20 protein-coding genes and 1 tRNA gene are annotated in these 22,190 nt (G+C 66.6%); 7 read left to right on the top strand and 14 right to left on the bottom strand.

Going from position 1 to position 22,190, the window contains the following annotated elements; genetic code table 11:
• Nucleotides 1-440: 440 nt before the first annotated feature.
• From msrQ to EU805_RS12685, 5 genes are all read right to left on the bottom strand, one after another.
• The gene (gene msrQ, locus EU805_RS12665; RefSeq protein WP_129764359.1) at nucleotides 441-1,076 is read right to left on the bottom strand and encodes a protein-methionine-sulfoxide reductase heme-binding subunit MsrQ; all 636 of its coding nucleotides are present in this window, start codon (nucleotides 1,074-1,076) and stop codon (nucleotides 441-443) included.
• Nucleotides 1,076-1,978: a protein-methionine-sulfoxide reductase catalytic subunit MsrP gene (msrP, locus tag EU805_RS12670; protein WP_129764360.1), complete on the bottom strand. Its 903-nt coding sequence runs from the start codon at nucleotides 1,976-1,978 to the stop codon at nucleotides 1,076-1,078. Before msrP ends, msrQ begins: the two co-directional genes overlap by 1 nt.
• Nucleotides 1,979-2,059: 81 nt before the next feature.
• Nucleotides 2,060-2,791, bottom strand: coding sequence for a M48 family metallopeptidase (locus tag EU805_RS12675; protein WP_165351945.1), 732 nt, complete (start codon nucleotides 2,789-2,791; stop codon nucleotides 2,060-2,062).
• 110 nt (nucleotides 2,792-2,901) lie between these two features.
• Nucleotides 2,902-5,511 carry an ATP-dependent chaperone ClpB gene (gene clpB / locus EU805_RS12680; RefSeq protein ID WP_129764362.1) on the bottom strand — a complete coding sequence of 870 codons (2,610 nt, stop codon included), beginning with the start codon at nucleotides 5,509-5,511 and terminating at the stop codon, nucleotides 2,902-2,904.
• A gap of 202 nt (nucleotides 5,512-5,713) precedes the next feature.
• Nucleotides 5,714-6,496: a hypothetical protein gene (locus EU805_RS12685; RefSeq protein WP_129764363.1), complete on the bottom strand. Its 783-nt coding sequence runs from the start codon at nucleotides 6,494-6,496 to the stop codon at nucleotides 5,714-5,716.
• A 164-nt stretch (nucleotides 6,497-6,660) separates the two neighbouring features.
• Between EU805_RS12685 and pyrF the strand changes: the two genes are divergently transcribed.
• Complete coding sequence (pyrF, locus tag EU805_RS12690; RefSeq protein ID WP_129764364.1) at nucleotides 6,661-7,383, top strand: orotidine-5'-phosphate decarboxylase; 723 nt, start codon at nucleotides 6,661-6,663, stop codon at nucleotides 7,381-7,383.
• Between the two features lie 115 nt (nucleotides 7,384-7,498).
• Nucleotides 7,499-7,711 carry an orotidine 5'-phosphate decarboxylase gene (locus EU805_RS12695; RefSeq protein ID WP_129764365.1) on the top strand — a complete coding sequence of 71 codons (213 nt, stop codon included), beginning with the start codon at nucleotides 7,499-7,501 and terminating at the stop codon, nucleotides 7,709-7,711.
• Nucleotides 7,712-7,896: 185 nt separating this feature from the next.
• Here EU805_RS12695 and EU805_RS12700 read toward each other — a convergent pair whose 3' ends face one another.
• The 6 genes from EU805_RS12700 to EU805_RS12725 form a co-directional block, all read right to left on the bottom strand.
• Complete coding sequence (locus tag EU805_RS12700; RefSeq protein WP_129764366.1) at nucleotides 7,897-8,535, bottom strand: ATP-binding cassette domain-containing protein; 639 nt, start codon at nucleotides 8,533-8,535, stop codon at nucleotides 7,897-7,899.
• A complete protein-coding gene (locus EU805_RS12705) occupies nucleotides 8,528-10,219 on the bottom strand; it encodes an ABC transporter permease (RefSeq protein WP_129764367.1) in 1,692 nt (563 codons plus the stop codon). Before EU805_RS12705 ends, EU805_RS12700 begins: the two co-directional genes overlap by 8 nt.
• Nucleotides 10,220-10,443: 224 nt before the next feature.
• Nucleotides 10,444-11,637 (bottom strand): ABC transporter substrate-binding protein, encoded by a 1,194-nt coding sequence (locus EU805_RS12710; RefSeq protein WP_129764368.1) that lies wholly within the window; start codon nucleotides 11,635-11,637, stop codon nucleotides 10,444-10,446.
• A complete protein-coding gene (locus EU805_RS12715; protein ID WP_129764369.1) occupies nucleotides 11,634-12,257 on the bottom strand; it encodes a CDP-alcohol phosphatidyltransferase family protein in 624 nt (207 codons plus the stop codon). Before EU805_RS12715 ends, EU805_RS12710 begins: the two co-directional genes overlap by 4 nt.
• Before the next feature lie 132 nt (nucleotides 12,258-12,389).
• Nucleotides 12,390-14,396 (bottom strand): hydantoinase/oxoprolinase N-terminal domain-containing protein, encoded by a 2,007-nt coding sequence (locus EU805_RS12720; protein ID WP_129764370.1) that lies wholly within the window; start codon nucleotides 14,394-14,396, stop codon nucleotides 12,390-12,392.
• A gap of 169 nt (nucleotides 14,397-14,565) precedes the next feature.
• Nucleotides 14,566-15,006 carry an NUDIX domain-containing protein gene (locus tag EU805_RS12725; RefSeq protein ID WP_129764371.1) on the bottom strand — a complete coding sequence of 147 codons (441 nt, stop codon included), beginning with the start codon at nucleotides 15,004-15,006 and terminating at the stop codon, nucleotides 14,566-14,568.
• A 25-nt stretch (nucleotides 15,007-15,031) separates the two neighbouring features.
• Here EU805_RS12725 and EU805_RS12730 point away from each other — a divergent pair, with 25 nt between their 5' ends.
• Nucleotides 15,032-16,285, top strand: coding sequence for a DNA polymerase IV (locus EU805_RS12730; RefSeq protein ID WP_129764564.1), 1,254 nt, complete (start codon nucleotides 15,032-15,034; stop codon nucleotides 16,283-16,285).
• Nucleotides 16,286-16,342: 57 nt separating this feature from the next.
• Complete coding sequence (locus EU805_RS17470) at nucleotides 16,343-16,510, top strand: hypothetical protein (RefSeq protein ID WP_165351946.1); 168 nt, start codon at nucleotides 16,343-16,345, stop codon at nucleotides 16,508-16,510.
• 20 nt (nucleotides 16,511-16,530) lie between these two features.
• On the opposite strand, the gene EU805_RS12735 is transcribed toward EU805_RS17470, so the two are convergent.
• Nucleotides 16,531-17,391 (bottom strand): N-formylglutamate amidohydrolase, encoded by an 861-nt coding sequence (locus EU805_RS12735; RefSeq protein WP_129764372.1) that lies wholly within the window; start codon nucleotides 17,389-17,391, stop codon nucleotides 16,531-16,533.
• Between the two features lie 127 nt (nucleotides 17,392-17,518).
• On the opposite strand from EU805_RS12735, the gene EU805_RS12740 reads away from it, so the two are divergent.
• From EU805_RS12740 to EU805_RS12750, 3 genes are all read left to right on the top strand, one after another.
• Nucleotides 17,519-17,593, top strand: a tRNA-Val gene (locus EU805_RS12740).
• Between the two features lie 83 nt (nucleotides 17,594-17,676).
• Complete coding sequence (gene ykgO / locus EU805_RS12745) at nucleotides 17,677-17,802, top strand: type B 50S ribosomal protein L36 (protein WP_129764373.1); 126 nt, start codon at nucleotides 17,677-17,679, stop codon at nucleotides 17,800-17,802.
• Nucleotides 17,803-17,914: 112 nt separating this feature from the next.
• On the top strand, nucleotides 17,915-19,117 hold the full coding sequence (locus EU805_RS12750) for a DVUA0089 family protein (RefSeq protein WP_242494153.1): 1,203 nt from the start codon (nucleotides 17,915-17,917) through the stop codon (nucleotides 19,115-19,117).
• Nucleotides 19,118-19,229: 112 nt separating this feature from the next.
• Here EU805_RS12750 and EU805_RS12755 read toward each other — a convergent pair whose 3' ends face one another.
• Entirely contained in the window at nucleotides 19,230-20,906 is a 1,677-nt protein-coding gene (locus EU805_RS12755) for a peptidoglycan-binding domain-containing protein (RefSeq protein WP_129764375.1), read from the bottom strand.
• Between the two features lie 13 nt (nucleotides 20,907-20,919).
• On the bottom strand, nucleotides 20,920-22,116 hold the full coding sequence (locus tag EU805_RS12760) for a phenylacetate--CoA ligase family protein (RefSeq protein WP_129764376.1): 1,197 nt from the start codon (nucleotides 22,114-22,116) through the stop codon (nucleotides 20,920-20,922).
• Nucleotides 22,117-22,190: the final 74 nt, after the last annotated feature.

The following is a 22,190-nucleotide window of genomic DNA, read 5'->3' on the forward strand; positions in this document are numbered from 1 at the left end:
CATAATCGGGAAACATCACGGGGACATCACCCTAAGAGCGCGATACACAGACGTCTGATCCATCGAACTTCGACAAACACAAACCGCCCACATATCTCTTCAGATATTAGCAATTTCAAACAACGTGGCAGTCAAAAGGTTTCTGGTGCGCCCTAACTCGTTCGGCGCGCCCGCCTCGTAACTTCCGAATTTCTCATCTCCGCCTCGTTGCCGTCTGGCCCGTCTGGCGTCCCGTTGTGCGCCTCAGCGCCGCCGGTGAGGGGGCTTTTACGGAGAGGTGCGGGGGGCCGCAACCACAAAATTCGCCTTTTTCGGATTTTTCTGCCGGACCCCTGATTTTTCCGCGTTTCTAATGGGTTGGTAACATTTTAGATCGCGGACCCCGCGTCAGATCGCAAGATTCAAACCTCTCGACTGCGTGAGCGGACGACTCGTGTGCTTCACGCCCGCGCATCGCCCTTCTCTGCCCCGAACCAGCCTCGAATCCGTGTCCATTTCAGTCGCAGGACCAGCAGGGCCAAGATCACGGCCATGTAGGCGAAGGGCTCGATTGGCCATCCTTTGACCAGCCAGACGTAGTGAAGCCCCGAAAGCACCGCGACCGGATAGGTCAGCTTGTGCAGGTTGCGCCACCTTACCGGTCCCAGCTTGCGGATGCTGCGGTTGTTCGAGGTGACCGCCAACGGAATCAGCAGAACGAAGGCTACGAATCCTACGGTCACGTAAGGTCGTTCGATGACCTCCGTCACGACCCGGCCAAGGGACTGCACGTCGAGAATCGCGAAGACCAGGAAGTGGGCCAGCACCAGGAAGAAGGCACAGAGGCCGATGGCGCGCCGGAACTTCACGAGGTTCACCCCGGTCCAGGTCCGGAGCGGCGTCACGATCAACCCGGCGATCAGCAACTTCAACGCCATTTCGCCGTATTCGCGCTCGAGCGTGTTGATCGGCTCCACACCCATCTGCCCCGTGGCGGCGAGGTAGAACATCCAGACGGTATAGATCGCCGTCAGGATATAGAGCGGCCAGGCCGGGACCGGCCTGAGCCATCCGTTGATGCGCTGGGAGAGGGTCATCAGTATTCGACGCTCAGATCCATGTCGGCGTAAAGCTCACCGACCTCTTCCTCGTAGCCGTTGAAAAGAAGGGTGTCCTGCCGGGAACTGAACAGGCCGCCGCCGATCCGACGCTCGGTCGATTGCGACCAGCGCGGGTGATCCACGTTCGGGTTCACATTGGCATAGAAGCCGTATTCGCGCGCGTTGATCTCCTGCCAGGTGTTTACCGGCTGCTCTTCGGTCAGGGTGATCCGCACGATCGACTTGATCGACTTGAACCCGTACTTCCACGGCACGACCAACCGCATCGGCGCGCCGTTCTGCTTGGGCATCGGTTCGCCGTAAAGCCCCGTGGCCATGAGTGTGAGCGGATGACGCGCCTCGTCCAGGCGCAGACCTTCGACATAGGGAAAATCGATCACACCCCGCCGGACGCCGGGCATGTTCTCGGGCTGGACGGCGGTCTCGAACCGGACGAAGCGAGCGGTGTCCTGAACGCCGACCTTGTCGAGGATGTCGGCCAGTTCCACCCCGTTCCAGGGAATTACCATCGACCAGGCTTCCACGCAGCGGAAACGGTAGATCCGCTCTTCGGTGGTCAGCCCGTCCAGCAGATCCGCCAGCGCATAGTCACCGGGATTGTCGACCAGACCGTCGACCGTGACGGTCCAGGGATCGATCACCATCTCGCCCGCGTTGTCGGCGGGGTCGGTCTTGCCGGTGCCGAATTCGTAGAAGTTGTTGTAGGTCGTGATCTCTTCGAAGCTGTTGGGCTCCAGCTCTTCCTGAGCGCTTGCGCCGCCCGCCGCGAACAAGGCCCCCAGCCCGGCTGTCCCGGCGATCAGTTGCCGCCGGTTCAGGAAGGCGGATTTCGGGGTCACGTCGGCGGCGGTCAGATCGTTGGTCCAGCGGTAAGCCATGGAAAACTCCTTTTGTGCTTGTCCAATATACGCCGAAATCGACTGTAAGGTTTCTCACGACACCGACAGGACGGGTTACAGTCACTGCGCCGCGATGATCTCCTCGATCTGGGCGATGCGGTTGTCGGGCGCGGGGTGCGTGGCCAGGAACTCCGGCCCCCGATTGCCGGAGGCACGCTTCATCGCCTGCCAGAACTCCAGCGCGGCACGCGGGTCGTAGCCCGCATCGGCCATCAGCTCGATCCCCAGGCGATCGGCCTCCAACTCGTTGCGGCGCGAATAGGGCAACAGAACGCCGTACTCGACGCCCATGCCCAGCGCTGCCCCGATCTGGTCGCGCCCCGCGATCTCCCCTGCCCCGAGGGCTGCATCCAGCACTTGCAGGCCGATCTGGCTCGCCGCCTGGGCAGAGACACGCTCGGATCCGTGGTTGGCTTGCAGGTGACCGATCTCGTGGGCGACGACCGTGGCAAGCTGTGCGTCGGTCTCGGCGATCCGCATCATGCCCGAGAAAACGCCGATCCGTTTGCCGGGCAGCGCGAAGGCGTTGGGCTGGGGATTCTCGAACACCTGCCACTCCCAGTCGCCCGTGCTTTCACCGGCGGCGGCGAGAAGCCTGCGCGTGACGCGGGTCAGCCGCTGCTGGTCCGCCGCGTTGCGCGAAGCGGGAACATTGGCCCGGATCTGCTGCCACTCTTGCAGACCCATCGCTTCCACCTGCGCATCGGGTACCAGCGAGGGTCCGCCTTCTTCACAGGCCGCGAGGGAAAGCGCGGCGGCAAACAGGGTCGAGCGGAAGGCGAGAGTGATCATGGACGGGCTCCTGTCGAATACGATTGCACAAGACATAGGGCGGCCGGACGGTTCCGGCACGAAAAACCCCCGCCGGATCGCTCCGGCGGGGGTTTGCCGCACCACGGACCTTAGTGAACGACGGCGTCCTCGGGCTTTGGCCGGTTGCTGGCGCTGATCCGGTCGCCCACGATCAGGCCATCGGCGCCGGCGCCGATCGTCACGGTCGCGCCATCCTGCACGTCGCCCGCGAGGATCATCTCGGCCAACTGGTCCTGCAGGCTGCGCTGGATCGCCCGCTTGAGCGGCCGCGCGCCAAAGACCGGATCGTAGCCTTCGTCCGCAAGCCATTGCAGCGCCGCATCGTCCAGATCGAGCGTGATGTTCCGCCCGGCCAACCGCGCCTCGAGACGGCCCAACTGAATCTTGACGATGCCGGCCATGTCCTCGCGCGCCAGACGGTCGAAGATGATCGTCTCGTCCAGACGGTTGAGGAACTCGGGCCGGAAGTGCGCGCGCACGGCGTCCATCACGTCGCGCTTGGCCTGAGAGGCATCGCCGTTCTCAGGCAGCTGGCTCAACGCCTGCGCGCCCAGGTTCGAGGTCAGGATGATAAGCGTCTGCTTGAAGTCCACAGTCCGCCCCTGCCCGTCCGTCAGCACCCCGTCGTCGAGCACCTGCAACAGCACGTTGAAGACATCGGGGTGCGCCTTCTCGACCTCGTCGAAGAGCACGACCTGATAGGGCCGCCGCCGCACGGCTTCGGTCAGCACACCGCCCTCGTCGTAGCCCACGTAGCCCGGAGGCGCGCCAATGAGACGGCTCACCGCGTGCTTTTCCATGAACTCCGACATGTCGATGCGCACCATCGCCGCGTCGTCGTCGAAGAGGTAATCGGCCAGCGCCTTCGTGAGCTCCGTCTTGCCCACGCCGGTCGGCCCGAGGAAGAGGAAGCTGCCCAAGGGCCGCGCCTCGTCGTTCAGCCCGGCCCGCGCCCGGCGCACCGCATTGGAAACGGCCCGCACCGCGGCCCGCTGGCCGATCACGCGGCGGCCCAGCTCCTCTTCCATGCGCAAAAGCTTATCGCGCTCACCTTCCAGCATCTTGGAGGTCGGGATCCCCGTCCAGCGTTCGACCACTTCGGCGATCTGTTCGGGCCGCACGGCATCCTCGACCACGCGCTCGTCGCCGTCGGTCTCGGCCAGCGTCCGCTCCAGCTCGGGGATCACGCCGTAGGACAGCTCTCCGGCCTTGGCGAGGTTGCCCTCGCGCTTGGCGATCTCCAGCTCCGCCCGGGCGCGGTCCAGCCGCTCCTTGACCCCACGCGCGCCTTCCAGAGCATCGCGCTCGGCCTGCCAGGCGGCGGTCATCTCGGACGCGCGCTCCTGCAGTTCGGCCAGGTCCTTCTCCAGCTTCGCCAGACGGTCCTTGGAGGCCGCATCGTCCTCCTTGCGCAGCGCCTCCTGCTCGATCTGCTTTTGCATGATGTCGCGGTCGAGCGCGTCCAGCGCCTCGGGCTTGCTGTCGACTTCCATCCGAAGCCGCGAGGCCGCCTCGTCCATCAGGTCGATGGCCTTGTCGGGCAGGAACCGGTCGGTGATGTAGCGGTGCGACAGCGTCGCCGCCGCCACGAGGGCCGCGTCCGCGATGCGGACACCGTGGTGCAGCTCGTACTTTTCCTTGATGCCGCGCAGGATGCTGATCGTGTCAACGACCGTCGGCTCCTCGGCCATTATCGGTTGGAACCGCCGCGCGAGGGCCGCGTCCTTCTCGACATGCTTGCGGTATTCGTCGAGCGTCGTGGCACCGACGCAGTGCAATTCCCCGCGCGCCAGAGCAGGCTTGATGAGGTTGGCGGCGTCCATCGCGCCTTCGGATTTCCCCGCGCCCACGAGCGTGTGCATCTCGTCGATGAACAGGATCACCTCACCCGCGGCGGCCTCGATCTCGGTCAGGATCGCCTTCAGCCGCTCCTCGAACTCGCCGCGATACTTCGCTCCCGCGATCAGGGCCCCCATGTCGAGCGCCATCAGCCGCTTGTTGCGCAAACTCTCCGGCACGTCACCGTCCACGATGCGCAGGGCAAGGCCCTCTGCAATGGCGGTCTTGCCGACGCCGGGTTCGCCGATCAGGACGGGGTTGTTCTTGGTCCGGCGGCTCAGCACCTGCATCGCACGACGAATTTCCTCGTCGCGGCCGATGATCGGGTCGATCTTGCCTTCCCGCGCCGCCTGGGTGAGGTCGCGAGCATATTTCTTCAGCGCGTCGTAGCCGTCCTCGGCACTCGCCGAATCGGCAGTGCGGCCCTTGCGGATGTCGTTGATCGCCGCATTGAGGCCCTGGGCCGTCACCTTGCCTGCATCCAGCGCGTCCTTCGCCTTCGACTTCACGGCCGCAAGCGCGGTCAGGATGCGCTCGACAGGAACGAAGCTGTCACCCGCCTTGCCGGCAAGCTTCTCGGCTTCGTCCAGAACGCGGGCGGTGGCGGTATCGATGTAGATCTGGCCTGCATCGCCGGTGACCTTTGCGATCCGACCGACGGCGGCATCGACGGCGGTGCGCACGGCAGTGGCATCGCCGGCGGCTTTCGCGATCAGGTTCGCGGCCAGCCCTTCCTCATCGTCCATCAGCGCCTTCAACAGGTGTTCGGGTAAAACCCTTTGATGGTTTTCGCGCATCGCGATGGTCTGGGCGGCCTGAATGAAACCGCGCGCGCGTTCGGTGAATTTCTCGATGTTCATCTGGTCTCTCCATTAAAGCACCCGCTCCCGGCGCCCGCTGCGCGGCACGCCCCTGTCGAGCCTCGATCGAAGAGATGGGGACGATGAAGAGGTGTTGCAATATGGCCGCAGCCCGCCGAGGTGATTTTCGGCGGGCTGCGGAGCTGTTCGGGGGACGGCGCGATTGCCAGTCCGATGAGGGGCGTCAAGGCCGGGAAACGGGTCAGTCGACCGTCAGCGCATCCCCGTCGTTCCCTTCCGGACCGGAAGGCGTCGGGTAGAAAGGCTCGGCCCCGCCGTCGGGATCGGGCCCGTCGGGCGTTCCGTCATTGGGGTCCTCGACCAGGTCGGTCTCCAACCCGCTGGGGGTCTCGGTCGGCTCTGCGGCCTCGTCGCCTTCATCCTCGCTCACTTCCGGAATCAGCGTGTCGGAGGCGGCGGGGGCTTCCGTGTCTTCGGACGGCGCGGGCGTCACGGTGACATCCGTGTCCTCCGGCGTGACGGCATCGCCGCTTTCCTCGACCACGGCGGCTTCGGGATCCGGCGCTTCGGATCCGACGGTGTCACCGTCGGTGGCTTCCTCCTCGGCCTCGGAGGCGTCGAGCGGCTCCTCGTCCCCTCCCGCGGTATCGTCGGTACCTTCTGCGGCAGCATCTTCCTCACCGGACTCCGTCTCGGCATCGGCGGCTTCTTCAGTTGCTGCCGGGGCATCCTCGTCGGGCGCCTCCTCATCGGTTCCGGCGGCAACGGCATCGGCCTCGCCCTCGGCCATTTCAGCCGCCTCGGCCTCGGAATCCACCTCGCTCTCGGCGGCGGCTTCCTGCACGGCGTCTTCCCGGTCCTCGGACTCCGCGACGACCTCGGTCTCGGGGCCTGGGCCGACCGCATCGCCGGTCGTGGGCGCGGTAGCGGCGATCGCGATGGCGATGAGAGCCGCGGTCCCAGCCCCAAGTCCGAGAATCATGAAGAACGGATTGCTTGCCAGTCCGCCATTTGAACGCGCCATGTGGGTCTTCCTTCGTCAGCTTGTGCCCGAGCGGGGCTGTCGGAACCTACCTAAACCAGAGGCCGCGGAGGTCAATCTTATATGCCTTTTGTCGCATCCGGCATGGCATCGTTGCCCCGACCCGAATACGCCCATAAAGAGATTGGAACCCAAAAGGAGCGCCCATGTCCCAGCCTGCAGACGACCGCCTGATCGTGGCCCTCGATGTCCCCAACGTGGTTGCGGGGCTCGAACTCAGCCGCCAGATCGGCGATGCCGTGTCGTTCTACAAGATCGGGCTGGGCATGCTGACGGGAGGCGGGCTCGCGCTTGCCAACGAGCTCAAGCTGGAACAGGGAAAACGCATCTTTCTCGACATGAAGCTCTTCGACATTTCCGCCACGGTAGAGGCGGCGGTGCGCGGCTTTACCAAGTTCGACATCGACCTGCTGACCGTCCACGGGGATCCGCACGTGGTACGCGCCGCCAAGGAGGGCGCTGCGGGCTCGAACACGAGGATCCTCGCGGTAACCGTGCTGACCTCGCTCGACCGCGACGATCTCGACGCCGCGTTGATCAAGGACGGCACGGTGCCGGATCTGGTGGTCGAACGGGCCGAACGCGCCTTCGAGGCCGGCGCCGACGGCATCATCGCCTCACCGCAGGAGGCTTCCGCGATTCGTGCTTTGCCCGCCGCCGCGGGGCGTTTGATCGTGACCCCCGGTGTGCGCCCGACGGGTACGGAGGCGTTCGATCAGAAACGGGTTGCAACCCCTGCGCGGGCGATCTCCGACGGGGCCGACCATATCGTCGTGGGACGTCCAGTCTGGCAGTCCGCGGACCCGCGCGCTTCGGTCCACGCGATTCTCACGGACCTGTTACCGGTCAGGAAAAAATCGGAAATGTAAAAAAAATATTTCGCGCTTTCGGAACCTTTTACGGTTGCATGTGGTTTCTTGGTCAAACGCGGCGAGGAAAAGCGATTCTCAATGATCGCGACCCGCCTTGAGCAGGAGACGTAAAATGACCCAGATCGACCTTGGTTCCGTTCGCTACAATCCCACCGTCGGTGCTTTCGAAGCCCGCGTCGACATCCGCCGCAGCGGTCAGACCTTCCGCTATCCCTGTCAGGTGGCCGGCCCGATGACGATGGACATGGACACGGTCCGCAGCGGTCTGGCCCGTCATGCCCTGCGCATGTCCGACAGCGGCTCCAACCTGATGTCGCACATCTGAATTTCAGTTCCGAAGGCCCGGCCGCAATCTCTGCCTCTGTCCCTTAAGCGATTGCGCCATTTCCAGCCGTCCTTCCATCCTGGCCCGCCGCTTCGTCGGCGGGCCATTTTTTGTTCGGTGATGCGCGCGACCTACAGGATCGACTTTGCGTGGCTTTCTGAAAGAAACCGCGTGATGTTCATTCGCTACGTCCGACCGAGCATGACCACGGCGCCGTCAGCAGCACGGGCGTCTTCGACATCGTGGGTCACCATCAGGATCGGCAAGGCGCGCGCTTGAGCCCGCGCGAACACCAGATCACGAACCTGGGCGCGCAGTGCGGCATCGAGGCGCGAGAACGCCTCGTCCAGCAAGAGCGCGCGCGGTTCGGACAGCAGCATCCGCATGAGCGCCACCCGCGCCTTCTGTCCCCCCGAGAGCGTTGCAGGATCGCGATCGGCGTAGCCGGCCAGTTCGACCTCCTCAAGCGCCGCCTCGATCTGCGCCCGACGGGCGGCACGGCTTCCCCCCGGTGCAAGACCGAACGCCAGGTTCTGTCCCACCGAAAGATGCGGGAACAGCAGATCGTCCTGGAACAGGATGCCGATTCCACGGCGATGCGGCGGAGCATGGGTCACGTCCGTGCCGTCCAGCAGAACCTGTCCCGTCGCCGTGAAGGCCGAAGGCAAGGTGCCTGTCACGAACGCCAGAAGTGTCGATTTGCCCACACCGGAGGGGCCCATCACCGTCAGAACTTCGCCCGGCCCGATATGCCGGTCGAGCGCCACCAGCGGGACGCCGTCCTTGGCGATCGCCACGTCCTTCAGGGTCAGCCCCTCACCCATGTTGCAGTCCTTTGCGGTTACGGAACATCAGAGCCGGCAGCCCAAGGGCCAGCGCGAAGGGAAGCAGGGCCGCCGCGGTCTGCATCAGCCCGTAGGTCGCGATGGCGCGCCGGTCCCCGCCCGATGCCAGCGCCACGGCCTCGGTCGTCAGGGTCGAAACGCGGCCACCGCCGATCAGCAAGGTCGGCAGATATTGCCCGACGCTGACCGACAGGCCGACGGCAGCGGCCGTCAGTACAGGCCGCAACAGCATCGGCAGCCGCACCTGCCACAGCACCCGGTCAGGCGAGGCCCCCAGCGCCGCCGCCACGTTCGCCGTGCGTGGATCCCAGGCCCGGAACGGATCGGCCAGCGACAAGAAAACGTAAGGCATCACGAAAACGAGGTGTGCCAGCATCACCGGCCAGATCCCACGGTCGAGGTTGGCGTTCAGCAGCAGCGTCTGAAGTCCGGGCAGGAACGCCGTCTGCGGCACGATCAGCGGCAGGTAGAGCAGCCACATGCCCCGCCGTGTCAGGCGCAAGCCGTGGCGGTGTTCCGCTTCGAGACAGCCGATCGCCAGGATCACCGCGGCAAGCGTAACTACGCAGGCGATCACGGCGGTCTGGCCCAATGCCTCGTTCAACCCGCTCGCGTGGCGCGCCCAGTTCCCCAGCGTGAAGCTGGCCGGCAGCGGATCGGGAAAGCCCCAGAACCCGGCGACGGACCAGACGGCAAGCACGGCGAGCCCGCCCCCGATCGCGAGGGCAGAGGTAACCGACAGCACCAAGGCCCCGCCCGCGAGCGTCGCATCGCCGCTTGAACGCCCCCCGCGCGCCACCCACCGCAGGCCCAGCCAAGCAATTGCGATCTCTCCCAGCCGCCACGTAACCAGCGCGCCCACGACCAATGCCAGTTGCAGCAAGGCGGCGGCGTTGGCTAGGAGGCGCGCATCGAAATCGGGCTCCGACATCCAGCGCACGATCTGCACCGACAGGGTGGACGGGGTGTTGGGGCCCAGGATCACGGCCACGTCGACGACGCTCATGCCGTAGGCCAGCACCACGTAGACCGGCAGGCGGATCTGCGCGTAGACGCGGGGGAAGACCGTCTTGAACCAGCCCGTCACGCGCCCGTAGCCGAGCGCCGCCGAGATCGCCCGCGCCCGTGCCGCGTCGGTCTGCGCAAGCGCCGCGAGGGTCATCAGGAGGAGGAACGGAATCTCCTTGATCACGAGGCCCGCCGTCATCGTCAGGCCCCAACTATCCTGCACGATGAGCAGATCCGGCGGACGCTCCCACCCCGTAAGCCAAGGCGATGTGGCCCGCGCGACCCAGCCTGACGGGGCGATCAGGAAGGCCAGTCCGAAGGCCGCCGCCGCGTGCGGAACCGACAAAAGCGGCGAGAGCGCGCGCTCCAGCACGCGAAAGGCGCGCGTTCCGGACCACCCCGCGACCAGTGTCATGGTGATGGCCAGCGCCAGCAGGGTCGTGACGATCCCGGTGGACAGCGACAGAGTGGACGCGCGCGGCAAACCCGGCCAATCCGCCAGCGCCCGGAAGGCCTCGAGGCTCGGCCCCTCGCGGCCCGCGGCGGGCAAGTGGCCGAAGGCTGGCAAGATCGTGCCGTAAAGACCGGCCAGCATGGGGCCGAGCATCGCGATCAGCGTCAGTGCCGGAAGGAGGGGAAGGAAGCGGCGGCTCATTCGAGGTGCGAGGCCGGGCAGCGCCCTTCCTGCCGGGCAGGTGTAACGGTCGAGCGGCGAGAAACCTTGTAAAGCGAATTACGGTGCCGCGTCAGTCTGAGGTTGAAAAGCGCCCTCCGGAGGGAGGGAGGGCGCTGCCCGGCCGGGGGCCGGGCGAGGCCTTCGCAATAGCCGTGCACGGGGATGACAGGCGTTGAAATTGTCACCTCCGGCGACCGTCCGACTTACTCGGCCACGCCGTAGCGCGCGACCCAGTCGTCGGCAATGCGGGTCATCCAGCTGGGGTGCGGTTCGTCCTGAACCTCGCCCAAGTCGTCGGGGCTGAGGGTCGCGGCGCCCAGTTCCAGCGCATCGAAGGCCGCGCGCTGCTCTTCCGAAAGCTTATCCATCGCCAGCACCGTGCCGTAGCCCAGGTTTTCGGGGTCCTGAGCGTAGGCCTGCGCCTCCGGCGACATCAAGAAGTTGGCAACGACCATCGCCCCCTCGGTGCTGCCGGAGTTGTAGGGGATCGCCACGAAGCTCGCGTTTCCGATCGTGCCCTTGTCCAGCACGAAGGTCCGCACCGTATCGGGCAATTCGTTGTTCGCGATGGCGGTCGAGGCCGCACCGGGCGAGAAGGAGATCGACAGGTCCAGCTCCCCATCCGCGATCAGCGGGAACATCGCGGTGCCGGTCGGCGGATAGGCCCGCCCCTCGCGCCAGAGCGTGGGCGTCAGCGCGTCGAGGTAGTCCCAAAGGGGGGCCGTCACCTCGTCATACGTCTCGTCGGTCGCGGGCTCGGCCAGAACCGCTGGATCGTCCAGGATGTCGACCAGCACCTGCTTGAGGAAGGTGGTGCCGAGGAAATCGGGTGGCTGGGGATAGGTGAAGCGGCCCGGATTGGCCTGGCTCCATTCCAGGATCTCCTGCATGGAGCCCTTTGGCTCGATATCCGCGCTATCGTAGTCGAAGACCACCTGCGCCATGGCCCAGGGCGATTCGTAGCCGTCGGTCGGCACGGTGAAATCTGTCTGTACGGTCTTGCCCTCGACATCGACGTATTGCCAGTTCGGCAGTTGTTCGGCGAAGGGACCATAGAGCAGGCCTTCGTCCTTCATCGAGGCGAAGTTGGCGCCGTTGATCCAGATCAGGTCGATGGCCCCGTCGGTATCGGTGCCGGCCTGACGCTCGGACAGGACGCGGGTGACGGCATCGGCGGTGTCGGTCAGCTTGACGTGTTCGAGGGTAACGCCGTTCTCCTCGGCCACACGCTCCGCCACCCAGGCGATGAAGTCGTTGGTCGCCACGGATCCGCCCCAGGCGTTCCAGTAGACCGTCTGACCCTCGGCGGCCGCGGTGACCGCATCCCAATCGGACGGGTCGGTCTGCGCAAGGGCAGGCGTTGCGGCCAGGGCGGCCAGAAGGGCGAGGTGTCTCATGAACGAAATCCTTTCGAAGTGAAGAGTTGGCGCGCGCCGTAAAGGCGCAGGATGGCGGTGACCCCGCAGGCAAGGCCGAAGATCCAGGCCAGCGGCGCGAAGGCCGCGGGGAAGAGACACAGGGCCACGAAGAAGACGATGGTCTCGGTCCCCTCGAGCAGGCCGTTGGAGTAGTAGAGCGACTTGATCCCCTGGGCGCGTGTCGTGATCCCGTGTTTCTCGGCCAGGATCGCGTAGCCCAGGAAACTGGCCCCGTTGAAGTAGAACATCGTCAGAAGGAAGGCCCCGGGAATCGCGTTCTGCGCGGGATCGAACACGACGAAGGCGAAGGGCACCGCCCCGTAGAACAGGAAGTCGGAGGTGATATCGAGGTAGCCGCCGAAGTCGGACCCGACGGTGGCCCGCGCCACGGCGCCATCCAGCCCGTCGGCGATCCGGCTGGCCAATAGCGGCAGCAGCGCCAGCAGGGGCAAGCCGACCGCGATCATCGCAGCCGAGGCGAGCCCCAGTGCCAACCCCACCAGCGTGATCCCGTCCGCGGTCCAGCCCGCCCGCGCCAGTCTGACGCCCGCCCGATTGAGCGGCGGGTCGATCAGGCGGCGGGCAGCGGCGTCGAGCATGAACGGCAGATCCTCAATTCCGCGCCAACCTGCCGCAGGGCCGCCCCGGCTACAATCCCTTTGACGGGAACGTGTTGAATGGGCTTGGCGTGCACGACCCCGCGGCATGCAGAGGGGCGGGCCGGCATGACGTCATGCACCGTCGCGGGCAATGCGCGGCCGACCCGTGGCGGTCACGCGCAGGGTCGCCCCGACGAATGTGCTCTGGCCTTCGACCTCGGCCCGCTGCGCATCGGTGGTGACGACGATGCGCGGGTCCATGACGCCCGACCGCCGCGCCAGTGCCGTGGCCTGCGCCGTCAGGGATGCGGTCAGCGCCTCGATCGCCGCGGCTTCAGTGTCGTGCGTCGTGGGGCCTTCGGGCCCGTGCGCCAAAATGTGCCCCGGCCTGGGCGCGGAGAGTGTGCCGGTGGCGTGATGCGCGACCTGCCCCACCACGGCCCCGATGGCGTTGGCGATCGCGGCATGGTCCGGCACGATCATGCGGGTGCCCAGGCGCTCGCCCACGGCCGGGTAATAACTGGCCGCAGAGGCCCCCAAACCGATCACAGGGACGCCGAGCCGCAAGGTCGTTTCGATCAGGCCTGACTGTCGATCAAGACCCGCACGCGTCAATTCGTGACGCGCGAGTGTTTCGGGCGAACCCTGCCAGCCGGGATCGTCGGCGAAGGCGGCTTGCAGCAGGCAATCGGTGGTTTGCCGGGTCACCTGACCCACGATGCGGTGCGCCAGCGTCTCGGCATCGGGCGCGATCTGCTGGCCGTCGCCGCGCTTTCGGCGGGCCATCAACGTCAGTGCCTTGTGGCTTGCCTCGGCGTCCCACTGGACCGCAAGACCGGTCACATGCGCGGCATCCGATGGCGTCACCCCCGCGATCTGGACCAATCCGCGGGTCACGAGCCGCTGCAGCGCGGGATGGTCCATGCGGGTCTCCACGACCTCTCCCATCCGAAGGGGACCGTTCGAAAGGCGTTGAACCAGGGCAGCGCTTCGCGGATCAAGGCCTTCGGGTGGCGCGGACCACAAGGGCACGACGAAACCGCCGCCGTCGGTCGCTGGCCCGTCCGACGCGAGCGCGGCGTCCAGCACCCGATGCACCAACGCGGGATGCTCATGGGCCAACAGGGCAATCGGCAGCACGCGACGCGGGCCGAGGTGCAGATCGCCGTCCAGGCCGTCCGTCACGTGGACGGCGCTGTCACCGCCAAGACCCCAGGTGCGCATGGCGACGGCCTCGACCATCGTGCGGAACCCACCGACCTCCGCCCCCTTGGGGTCGATTCGGGGTGCACCGTCGCGCAGCAGGCAGACATCCGTCGTGGTCCCGCCGATGTCCGAGATCAAGGCGTCGCGCTCTTCCGTCAGCCAGGCGGCACCGGCGACCGAGGCGGCGGGACCGGATAGAATAGTCTCGATCGGGCGGGCGCGGGCCATCTCTGCGGGGATGAGCGCACCATCGCCGCGCACGACCATGAGCCGGGCCGGGGCACCGCGGGCCAAGAGGTGCGCCTCGACCGCATCGATCAATCCCGCGATCATGCCGATGAGACGCGCGTTCAGAACGGCCGTCAGCGCGCGCTTCGGTCCACCCAGCGCCGCGGACAACTCGTGCGAGCAGGTCACGGGCAGACCGGAGCGCGCGCGGATCAGGTCGGCGGCGGCGCGTTCGTGGGCGGGGTTTCGCGTGGCAAAGGCGCCTGCGACGGCGAACCCCGTGATACCTTGCGGATCGGCGAGTGCCACCTCGAGCGGACGCAGATCCAGCGCCGCCGCCTCGCCGCCGGCATGGTCGTGCCCGCCGGTAAGTGCGATGACGGGATCGCCGCGCAGGGCATCCTCCAACCCCGCCCGCGCGAGATCCTGCGGCGCGAAACCGATCGCCACCAGGGCGACGCGTCCGCCCTGCCCTTCGACCAGCGCATTGGTCGCCAGGGTCGTCGACAGGCTCACCATCTCGACCGCCTGCGCGGATGCCCCTGCAGCTTCGAGTGCCGCGTCGATCGCCTCGGCCACGCCCCGAGCGAGGTCAGGTCGCGTGGTGAGGGCCTTGGCATGGCCCAGCACCCGCGTGGCCTCCGCGTCCAGAACGGCGGCGTCGGTGTAGGTGCCGCCGGTGTCGATGCCCAAAAGATAGCTCATGGATGGCCCCCTTTGGCCGCGTTCTGCCAAGGATCGGCCCGGGTGTCAGCAGGAGAGTTCGGACGCGGGCTGTCCGCCCTCGCGGCCGCGCCGTCCTCCGAGTTCGATTTCGGCCAGAAGAAGCAGGGGACGGTGACGCATAAGGCCCCGGTCCCGGGCCGCGTCGGCGCTACGGCATCGCAGTCGGGACATCGCAAGCGGCCTCCCCGGCCCGCCACCGGGCGAGACGGGACTGCAGGTTACCCGCCACGTCGGTCATCGAAAGCACCTCGTCGACCGAAGCAAGCCGCCAGGCCTGCCCCTCGCAGCCAAGGACGATCCCGGCTTCGGCGCTGGCGGGCAGTCGGGCGACGAAGAACCAGACCCTGCGGTCGAGGTCGCCGTCTTGTACTTGCCAGATCACCTGATCGGCGGTCAGGGTCAGGCCGACCTCCTCCCACGTTTCACGGACGACCGTCTGGTAGGGCGTCTCGGCCCCCTCGCGACCACCGCCGGGAAAATCCCAGTGGTTGGGCCAGGGGATCCTCGGGTCGTCGTCGCGCAGAAGGATCAGCAACCGTTCGCCCAGGAAGAGCGCGACTTTCGCACCGTCGAACTGCGTTGTCGTCATGCCCCCTGCCCCTTATCTTCCACCCATGCCCAGCCTGTGCCGCGACTGCCAGACCACCTTCGATGCCGCGCGGCGCTGCCCCGCGTGCCGGTCGCCGCGTACCCTGAGCCACCCGGAACTCTTCGATCTGTCCATCGCGCACATGGATTGCGACGCCTTCTACGCCAGCGTCGAGAAGCGCGACAATCCCGACCTTGCCGACAAGCCCGTCATCATCGGCGGCGGGCGGCGCGGCGTGGTGTCGACCGCCTGCTACGTGGCGCGCATCCGGGGCGTGAAATCCGCGATGCCGATGTTCCAGGCGCTGAAGCTCTGCCCCGACGCGGTGATCGTGAAGCCGCGGTTCGAGGCTTACGTCGAAGCCTCCCGCGCGATCCGGGCGATGATGGACGACCTGACCCCGGTCGTCGAACCGCTTAGCCTGGACGAGGCGTTCCTTGACATGACGGGCACCACGCGGCTTCACGGCGCCCCACCCGCGGTCATGCTGGCGCGGCTCATCACCCGGATGAAGACCGAGCTGGGGCTGACCGGCTCCATCGGGCTCAGCCACAACAAGTTCCTGGCAAAGGTCGCCAGCGACCTCGACAAGCCGCGCGGCTTCTCGGTCATCGGCGCGTCCGAGACGACGGAATTCCTGCGCCCGAAATCGGTGCGGATCATCTGGGGGATCGGCGCGGTCGGCCAGCAGCAACTGGCGGATGCGGGCATCCGGACCTTCGACGATCTGCTGCGCTGGGACCGGCGTGACCTGGGCGATCGGTTCGGCGGCATGGGCGACCGCCTCTGGCGGCTGGCGCGCGGCGAGGACGGGCGCCGGATCAGCGCCAACGCGCCGGTGAAGGGCCTGAGCAACGAGACGACCTTCCACGAAGACACCGCCGATCCGGACATCCTCGACGGGCACATCTGGCGCATGGCGGACAAGGTAAGTTCGCGCGCCAAGGCCAAGGGTACGGCGGGACGCGTGGTGACGCTGAAGCTCAAGCGCGCCGATCACAAGCTGATCACCCGCCGGCAATCGCTCCGGCATCCGACGCAGATGGCCGACACGATCTATCGCACGGCCCGCGGCCTCTTCGATGCCGCAAGCCCGCATCAGCCCTACCGGCTTCTGGGCGTGGGTATCTCGGATCTGTCGGATGCAAGCCAGGCCGACCGCGAGGGTGATCTTCTGGACCCGCGGGCCGAGGCGCGCAGCCGGGCGGAACTGGCCGCCGACCGCATCCGGGCCCGCTTCGGCACCGATGCGATCATCAAGGGTCGTGCCTTGCGGTAAGGAACGCGAACCAAGGCGAGACGTTGGGGGGCATACGCAAACGTCAGGAGGTTCCCCATGACCAAGGACAACGACCACGACGGCGAAGACCGCCGCCCGACCATCGCGCAGGACGACAAGAAACCGCGCGAGGACGTCAAGGAAAGCCTGTCGAACACGACGGATACGATGGACGAAGGTCCCGCCGGTTCACCCGACGCAGACAAGCAGTCGCGCACGAACTGACGATACGGCGCGCCGACAGGCTACTCGGCGGCCAGGCGCCCCTCCAATGGGGCGCCGATCTGCACGAGATCCTCGACGACGGACCGCAAGGCGGTGCAAAGCGGCTCGAACCCATCGTGCTTTTCCAAGGTGCGTTCGTCCATGTAGAGCGCGCGGTCGATCTCGATCTGGACGACGTGCTGACCACGGGACGGGCGTCCGTAGGCTTGGGTGATATAGGCCCCGGCGAAAGGTGCGTTTCGGGCGGTAGTCAGCCCCGCCCGGGCGAAGGCCTGTTCGACGGCCGCGACGATTCCGCCCGCGGCCGCGGCGCCGAACCGATCGCCGATCACCACCTGCGGTCGCGGACCCCGGCCCGCGTGGTGATCGAGCGCCGCATGCGGCATGGAATGGCAATCGAACAGGATGCTGCGCCCGAAATCGCGTCGGGCCTCGTCGATCAGCGTCTGCAACCGGTCGTGGTAGGGATGCCAGACCTCGCGGATGCGGCGGTGCGCCTCTGCCAAAGGAATGCGCCCGTCGTAGATCGCGCGCCCTCCGGCCACCACGCGCGGCACCACTCCCAGGCCCGAGGTCACGCGCGGGTTCTGCCCGCTGCGCCGCACGCCCGCGATCAGGGCCGGGTCCAGTTCATCGGCGGCGCGATTCAGATCGAGGTAGGCACGCGGCATCCGGGCGCATAGCAGCGGCGCCCCCAGCTGCGGCGCGGTCGAAAACAGCTCGTCCACGAAAGCGTCTTCCGAAGACCGCAGGTCCAGGGGGTCGAGGCGTGTCATCTGCATGAACCGCGCGTCGTATTCTCGCCCGGAATGCGGCGACGCGAAGACCACGGCGCCGCGGGTCGCGGATGGCCGGGTCAACTGGTATGCGGTCGTGGACATGGACGCTCCTCTTCACCGCGCAACATAGGGTGAAATTCAAAAGCTGCAAAAGTGTCTTGATCCCCCCTGCGGGCTCTTCTATAGACCGCCTGACCGACGCAAGGCCTTCCGGGCTTTGTCACGGAATGGATGATTAGCTCAGCGGTAGAGCACTTCGTTGACATCGAAGGGGTCACTGGTTCGATCCCAGTATCGTCCACCAGAATTCACCGGGCCGCCAACGGGCGCCCAGACCGTAACCCAGGGGCGCATCGCCGCGCCGCGACGACCAGAGGAGGCTTTCTGATGAAAGTCCGCAACTCCCTCCGCTCGCTCAAGCAGCGCCACCGCGATTGCCGCATCGTGCGCCGCAAGGGCCGCGTCTACGTGATCAACAAGACGCAAGCTCGGTTCAAGGCTCGCCAAGGCTGAGCCTTTCGACATCGACACGGAACAGGCCGCGCCCTTCTGGGACGCGGCCTTTTTCTTTGGTGACGCATGGTGCTAGGGCTTAGGCTGACCGTGTATCCCAATGGAGCTTCCGATGATCCGCCTGTCCGCCCTCGCCGCCCTTGCCATGACGGCATCGCCACTGGCCGCCCAGACGTCACCTTGCAGCGGCACAGGCTCGGACGGTCAATGGATCGGCGGGTCGGAGGCCGGATCCGACATCGCGACCCTTGAGGGATACGCCGAACAGATGGCGCTGGTCCTGGGCGGCAATGAATACGCGAGCCTCTTCACGTTGAGCGAGGACACCCCGACCCGGATCGAGGCGCAGGGGCGCGGCAACGGCGACCCGGTGATGACGCTCTACGATGCCGAAGGGACCGAGGTCGCCTCGGATGACGATTCGGGAGGCAACGGCGCGGCCCGGGCGGAGCTGGACCTCGCGGCTGGCGCGTATTGCGCGGTCGTCCGCAGTTTCGACGATTCGCCCATGACGGCCTTCGTACGGATTGCGCGGACCGACCAGGAACCGTTGACCGCCGGGATGGACACCACCACGGAGCCGGAGCCGGTCGCGGAAAGCAGCTGCGACACGGCGCTGGACATGGGCACTTTCACAGGCGAGCCGTTATCGCAGGATGCCGTCCCCGCCGAGTCGGCCTGGCTAGCGTTCGACCTGGCCGAACCGGGCGGTTTCACCGTCACCGCGCGCAACGAATCCGCCGACCCGACATTGCGGATCGAATCCTCCGCCGGAGCGCTTCTGGGAGAGAACGACGATTACGATGGACTCAATTCGCGGGTAGATGTCACCGCGTCGCAAGATGCAGGACGCTATTGTGTCGCCTTGGGCGCGCTCAGCGATACGAGCCTTCCGATCACGGTCGAGGTGGCGGCCTATGATCCGAGTGCTGCGGTGGCTGACCTTTATGCGCGCGGAGAGGCGGCGCCGCCGCTGGACGGCAGCGTCGAGATCACCGATCTCGGCACGCTGGATGGCCTGCAGCGGCTGGACCGGCCGATCACCGACCGGGCAAGCTGGTTTTCCGTGAACATCCCCGAGCGGGGCGTGATCCTGGCCGAGGCGCTTTCGATCGGGCCGGACGGCGATCCCTGGCTCGTGATCTTCGATGAGCGTGGCCGTCAGGTGGCCCAAAACGACGACACGCCCCCCGGCACGGATGCCCAGATCGCAAGTCGGATCGACGCGGGCACCTACCTGATCGGCGTCAAGCAGGTCGCGGGCGGCACGGGCTTCGTCCGCTTGCTGCTGGAACGCTACATCCCGGCGCAATAGCCGGGCCACGGTCGGCATTTCGATGACGGATCGCGAGGTGTCGGCTCGCCCCGCGATCCCGACGCGACGACGCATCGTGTAGACGGCGGGCCTTGTCGGCCCGCCGCAAGGCCTACCGGATCGCGTCGACGAGCATCCGGCTGACCGTCGCCTGGTCGAGGAATCCCGTCACGTTCAAACCGCGATCGCGCTGGTAGCGGCGAATGGCGCGACGGCTTTGGTCGTCGAGCTGGCCGTCAACGGCACCGGGGTCCAATCCTTCGGCCGCCAGCCGGGATTCGACCAACTGCAACGTGATCGGGTCCATGCCCAGCTGTGCCTCCCGCTGGGCTGCCGGGTTGGGACGGTCGCGGGCTTCCAGCTCCTCGATTCGCGTGCGCGCTTCCTGTTCGAACTCGCCCTCGCCGGGCCGCTCGATGTATGCGCGGTAGGCGTTGATCCGGTTGCGTTCCCGGGCCTCGTTCCAGGCCGCACGATCTTCTGCGCTGGCTTGCGCTTGCTGGGATTGACGAATGTCCTCGATCTCCGCCCGGGCCGTCTCGGCGAAAAGACCGTCGGGGAATTGTTCGAGGTAATCGGAATAGGCGGCCTGCGAGGCGTTCGCCTGCGTCTGCTGCCAGAGGGCGCGGTCCTGGCGTTCCTGTTCGGCGCGACGCTGGGCGGCTTGCGCCTCCAGCTCGGCGCTGCGCGCGCGGGCCTCGGCGCGCAAGGCGGGAATCTGCTCGGCTGTGAGATAGCCGGTCTCGGTCACGCCGGTGCGATCCTGCCAGCCCCGGATCGCCCCGCGGGTGCCGGTTCCGAAGATCCCGTCGATGCCGCGCGTGTCGAAGCCCAGGACGGTCAGATCACGCTGAACCGCCTGCCGGGCCTGCAGGTCCAGTCCAAGTGCCCGTTCCGCCACCGCATTGGGATCGGACGGCGCCCGGCGCAGTTCCGCCAGGCGCGCGACGGCCTGCGACGCATGTTTCCCGCCGGGGAACCGGTCGAGGTAGCGCGCGTAGGCCGTCTCGGTGTCGACGGCAGAGACGGCGGTCCAAGTGCTCTGCTCATCGAGGCTCGACAGGTTGTCGGGCAGCTCGACCGGGGCGGACGGGGACGCCGCGACCGTCGCCGGGGTTTCCACGGCGGGGGTGTCGATCGCAACCGGCGCATCATCGCCGCTGCGCTGAATCAGCAGACGTCCGACTTTTTCCGCCGCGACGAGCGGGTCGTATCCGGGCGTTTCGTCCATTTCGACCAGCATCTCATTTACCCGCCAGACCGAGCCGGTGACGAGCGTTACGCCTTCCGGAATTTCCAGATCGGCGATCCCGTTGCGCAATCCGGGCGCGTATTCGCTTTCCCTCGGGTAGACCCCCAGGGCCAGGATCGTGGGCGTGTTTGCGAGCGATAGCGCGGTCAAAAGACTTTCGATCTGAAGTCCCGAGCGGGCCACGGTCATCAAGGACGGATCAACCGTATCGGTCCCGACGAACCAGCTGTTTCGGCCGTCCGTCACGAACTGCCCGGCAAGCACCACCAAGCTGCGATCCGCGTCCATCAGATCTGCCGTGAAGGCGTCCGCCTCCTCAAGCAGTGCGTCGACCTGAAGATCCTGTCCCCCGAAAAGGGTAAAGCCCATCGATCCCAATTTGGTCGCCGAGTTCGAAAACAGTTCCGCATTGGTGACGTTCTTGAATCCGGCGTAATCGGAATTGCCGACGACGAGTGCCACGCCATCGGCCTGGTCCTGCGCCAAGGTCAGACTCGGTCCTAGAAGGAAGGGAAGCGCGAAAAGAAGCTGTCGCATGGAAGGTATCCTGTCAGGTCTCGTAATTGCGCCGATCCTCGATCACGAGGCCGTCGCGGGGAAGGGTGCCGGGGGCATGTAGCGTGACGCGGCCCCGAAGCTTCAGAATATCGGTGACAGACGTGGCTGCCGCCTCCGCGTCAAGCCCCGTGCCTTCGAGTTGTACGGCCATCGTATCGGTATCGCCGTCTCGGTCGGCAACGATCCGCGCACGCTCCGCCCCGGTGACTGCGACCAGGGCCGCCACCTGTTCGGGGCGGACGAACATGCCCTTGATCTTGGTCGTCTGGTCGGCCCGCCCCATCCAACCCTTGATGCGTCGGTTGGTGCGGCCTGTCGCGCTTTGCCCGGAAAGGATCGCGGACAGATCGCCGGTTGCGAAACGGATCAGCGGGTAGTCTGGGTTGAGCGTGGTGACGACCACCTCGCCTACCTCCCCGTCGGGGACGGGGGTGCCGGTGCCGGGGGTGACGATCTCGACGATGACATGCTCGTCGAGGATCATGCCGTCCTCCTCGGCGGCTTCGTAGGCGATGAGGCCCAGATCGGCGGTGGCGTAGCATTGCCGGCAGGTGATCCCGGCGTCGGCATAGACCTGCCGCAGCGCCGGGAAGAGCGCCCCGCCGGAAACGGCGGCTTTCGTGAAACCTAGCGTCGTGCCGCTCTCCCTCGCGCGGTCGAGGATGACCTTGAGGTAATCGGGCGTGCCGGCGTAGGCGGTCGCCCCCAGCGCCGCGGAGGCGGCGATTTGCTGATCCGTCTGCCCGGTGCCCGCGGGCAGCACGCGCGCGCCCACGGCGGCGGCCCCGTTTTCGAACATGGTACCGGCGGGGGTCAGGTGGTAGGCAAAACAGTTCTGCACGATGTCCTCGCGCCCGATCCCGCAGGCATGCAGGAAGCGCCCGAAGCGCCACCAGTCGCGTGTGTTGCCGCCCGGTTCATGGATCGGGCCGGGGGACTGGAAGACGTGGCTCACGTTATCCACAGGGATGCCGCCGAAGGGCGGGCGCGACGTCTGCATTTCGACCAGGTCGGATTTGCGCAGGACAGGCAGTTCGACCAGATCGTCGAGACTGTCCACCACCGCCTCGCCCAGCCAGCTGGCGTCAGAGGCCTTCACCTGCGCGACCTGCGCCTTCAGGCCGGCAAGCTGCGCCTGCGCACGGGCCGCGGTGGAACGGGTTTCCAGATCGTCGTAGAATGGGGTCATGGCGAAGTCCTTCGTTCGGGAATGCAAGACGCCCCGGACAGGCAAGATGTCATCCGGGGCAGCGGGTTATTCAA

This window comes from Salipiger sp. IMCC34102, from assembly GCF_004145405.1.
Lineage (GTDB): Bacteria > Pseudomonadota > Alphaproteobacteria > Rhodobacterales > Rhodobacteraceae > Loktanella.

Coding starts and splice junctions, on each gene's coding strand:
- clpB (WP_129764362.1), bottom strand. CDS start 5,511: ATGAACATCGAGAAATTCACCGAACGCGCGCGCGGTTTCATTCAGGCC.
- pyrF (WP_129764364.1), top strand. CDS start 6,661: ATGTCCCAGCCTGCAGACGACCGCCTGATCGTGGCCCTCGATGTCCCC.
- msrQ (WP_129764359.1), bottom strand. CDS start 1,076: ATGACCCTCTCCCAGCGCATCAACGGATGGCTCAGGCCGGTCCCGGCC.
- EU805_RS12730 (WP_129764564.1), top strand. CDS start 15,032: ATGCCCAGCCTGTGCCGCGACTGCCAGACCACCTTCGATGCCGCGCGG.
- EU805_RS12675 (WP_165351945.1), bottom strand. CDS start 2,791: ATGATCACTCTCGCCTTCCGCTCGACCCTGTTTGCCGCCGCGCTTTCC.
- ykgO (WP_129764373.1), top strand. CDS start 17,677: ATGAAAGTCCGCAACTCCCTCCGCTCGCTCAAGCAGCGCCACCGCGAT.
- EU805_RS12755 (WP_129764375.1), bottom strand. CDS start 20,906: ATGCGACAGCTTCTTTTCGCGCTTCCCTTCCTTCTAGGACCGAGTCTG.
- EU805_RS12705 (WP_129764367.1), bottom strand. CDS start 10,219: ATGAGCCGCCGCTTCCTTCCCCTCCTTCCGGCACTGACGCTGATCGCG.
- EU805_RS12685 (WP_129764363.1), bottom strand. CDS start 6,496: ATGGCGCGTTCAAATGGCGGACTGGCAAGCAATCCGTTCTTCATGATT.
- EU805_RS12725 (WP_129764371.1), bottom strand. CDS start 15,006: ATGACGACAACGCAGTTCGACGGTGCGAAAGTCGCGCTCTTCCTGGGC.
- EU805_RS17470 (WP_165351946.1), top strand. CDS start 16,343: ATGACCAAGGACAACGACCACGACGGCGAAGACCGCCGCCCGACCATC.
- msrP (WP_129764360.1), bottom strand. CDS start 1,978: ATGGCTTACCGCTGGACCAACGATCTGACCGCCGCCGACGTGACCCCG.
- EU805_RS12710 (WP_129764368.1), bottom strand. CDS start 11,637: ATGAGACACCTCGCCCTTCTGGCCGCCCTGGCCGCAACGCCTGCCCTT.
- EU805_RS12715 (WP_129764369.1), bottom strand. CDS start 12,257: ATGCTCGACGCCGCTGCCCGCCGCCTGATCGACCCGCCGCTCAATCGG.
- EU805_RS12735 (WP_129764372.1), bottom strand. CDS start 17,391: ATGTCCACGACCGCATACCAGTTGACCCGGCCATCCGCGACCCGCGGC.
- EU805_RS12750 (WP_242494153.1), top strand. CDS start 17,915: ATGATCCGCCTGTCCGCCCTCGCCGCCCTTGCCATGACGGCATCGCCA.
- EU805_RS12720 (WP_129764370.1), bottom strand. CDS start 14,396: ATGAGCTATCTTTTGGGCATCGACACCGGCGGCACCTACACCGACGCC.
- EU805_RS12700 (WP_129764366.1), bottom strand. CDS start 8,535: ATGGGTGAGGGGCTGACCCTGAAGGACGTGGCGATCGCCAAGGACGGC.
- EU805_RS12695 (WP_129764365.1), top strand. CDS start 7,499: ATGACCCAGATCGACCTTGGTTCCGTTCGCTACAATCCCACCGTCGGT.
- EU805_RS12760 (WP_129764376.1), bottom strand. CDS start 22,116: ATGACCCCATTCTACGACGATCTGGAAACCCGTTCCACCGCGGCCCGT.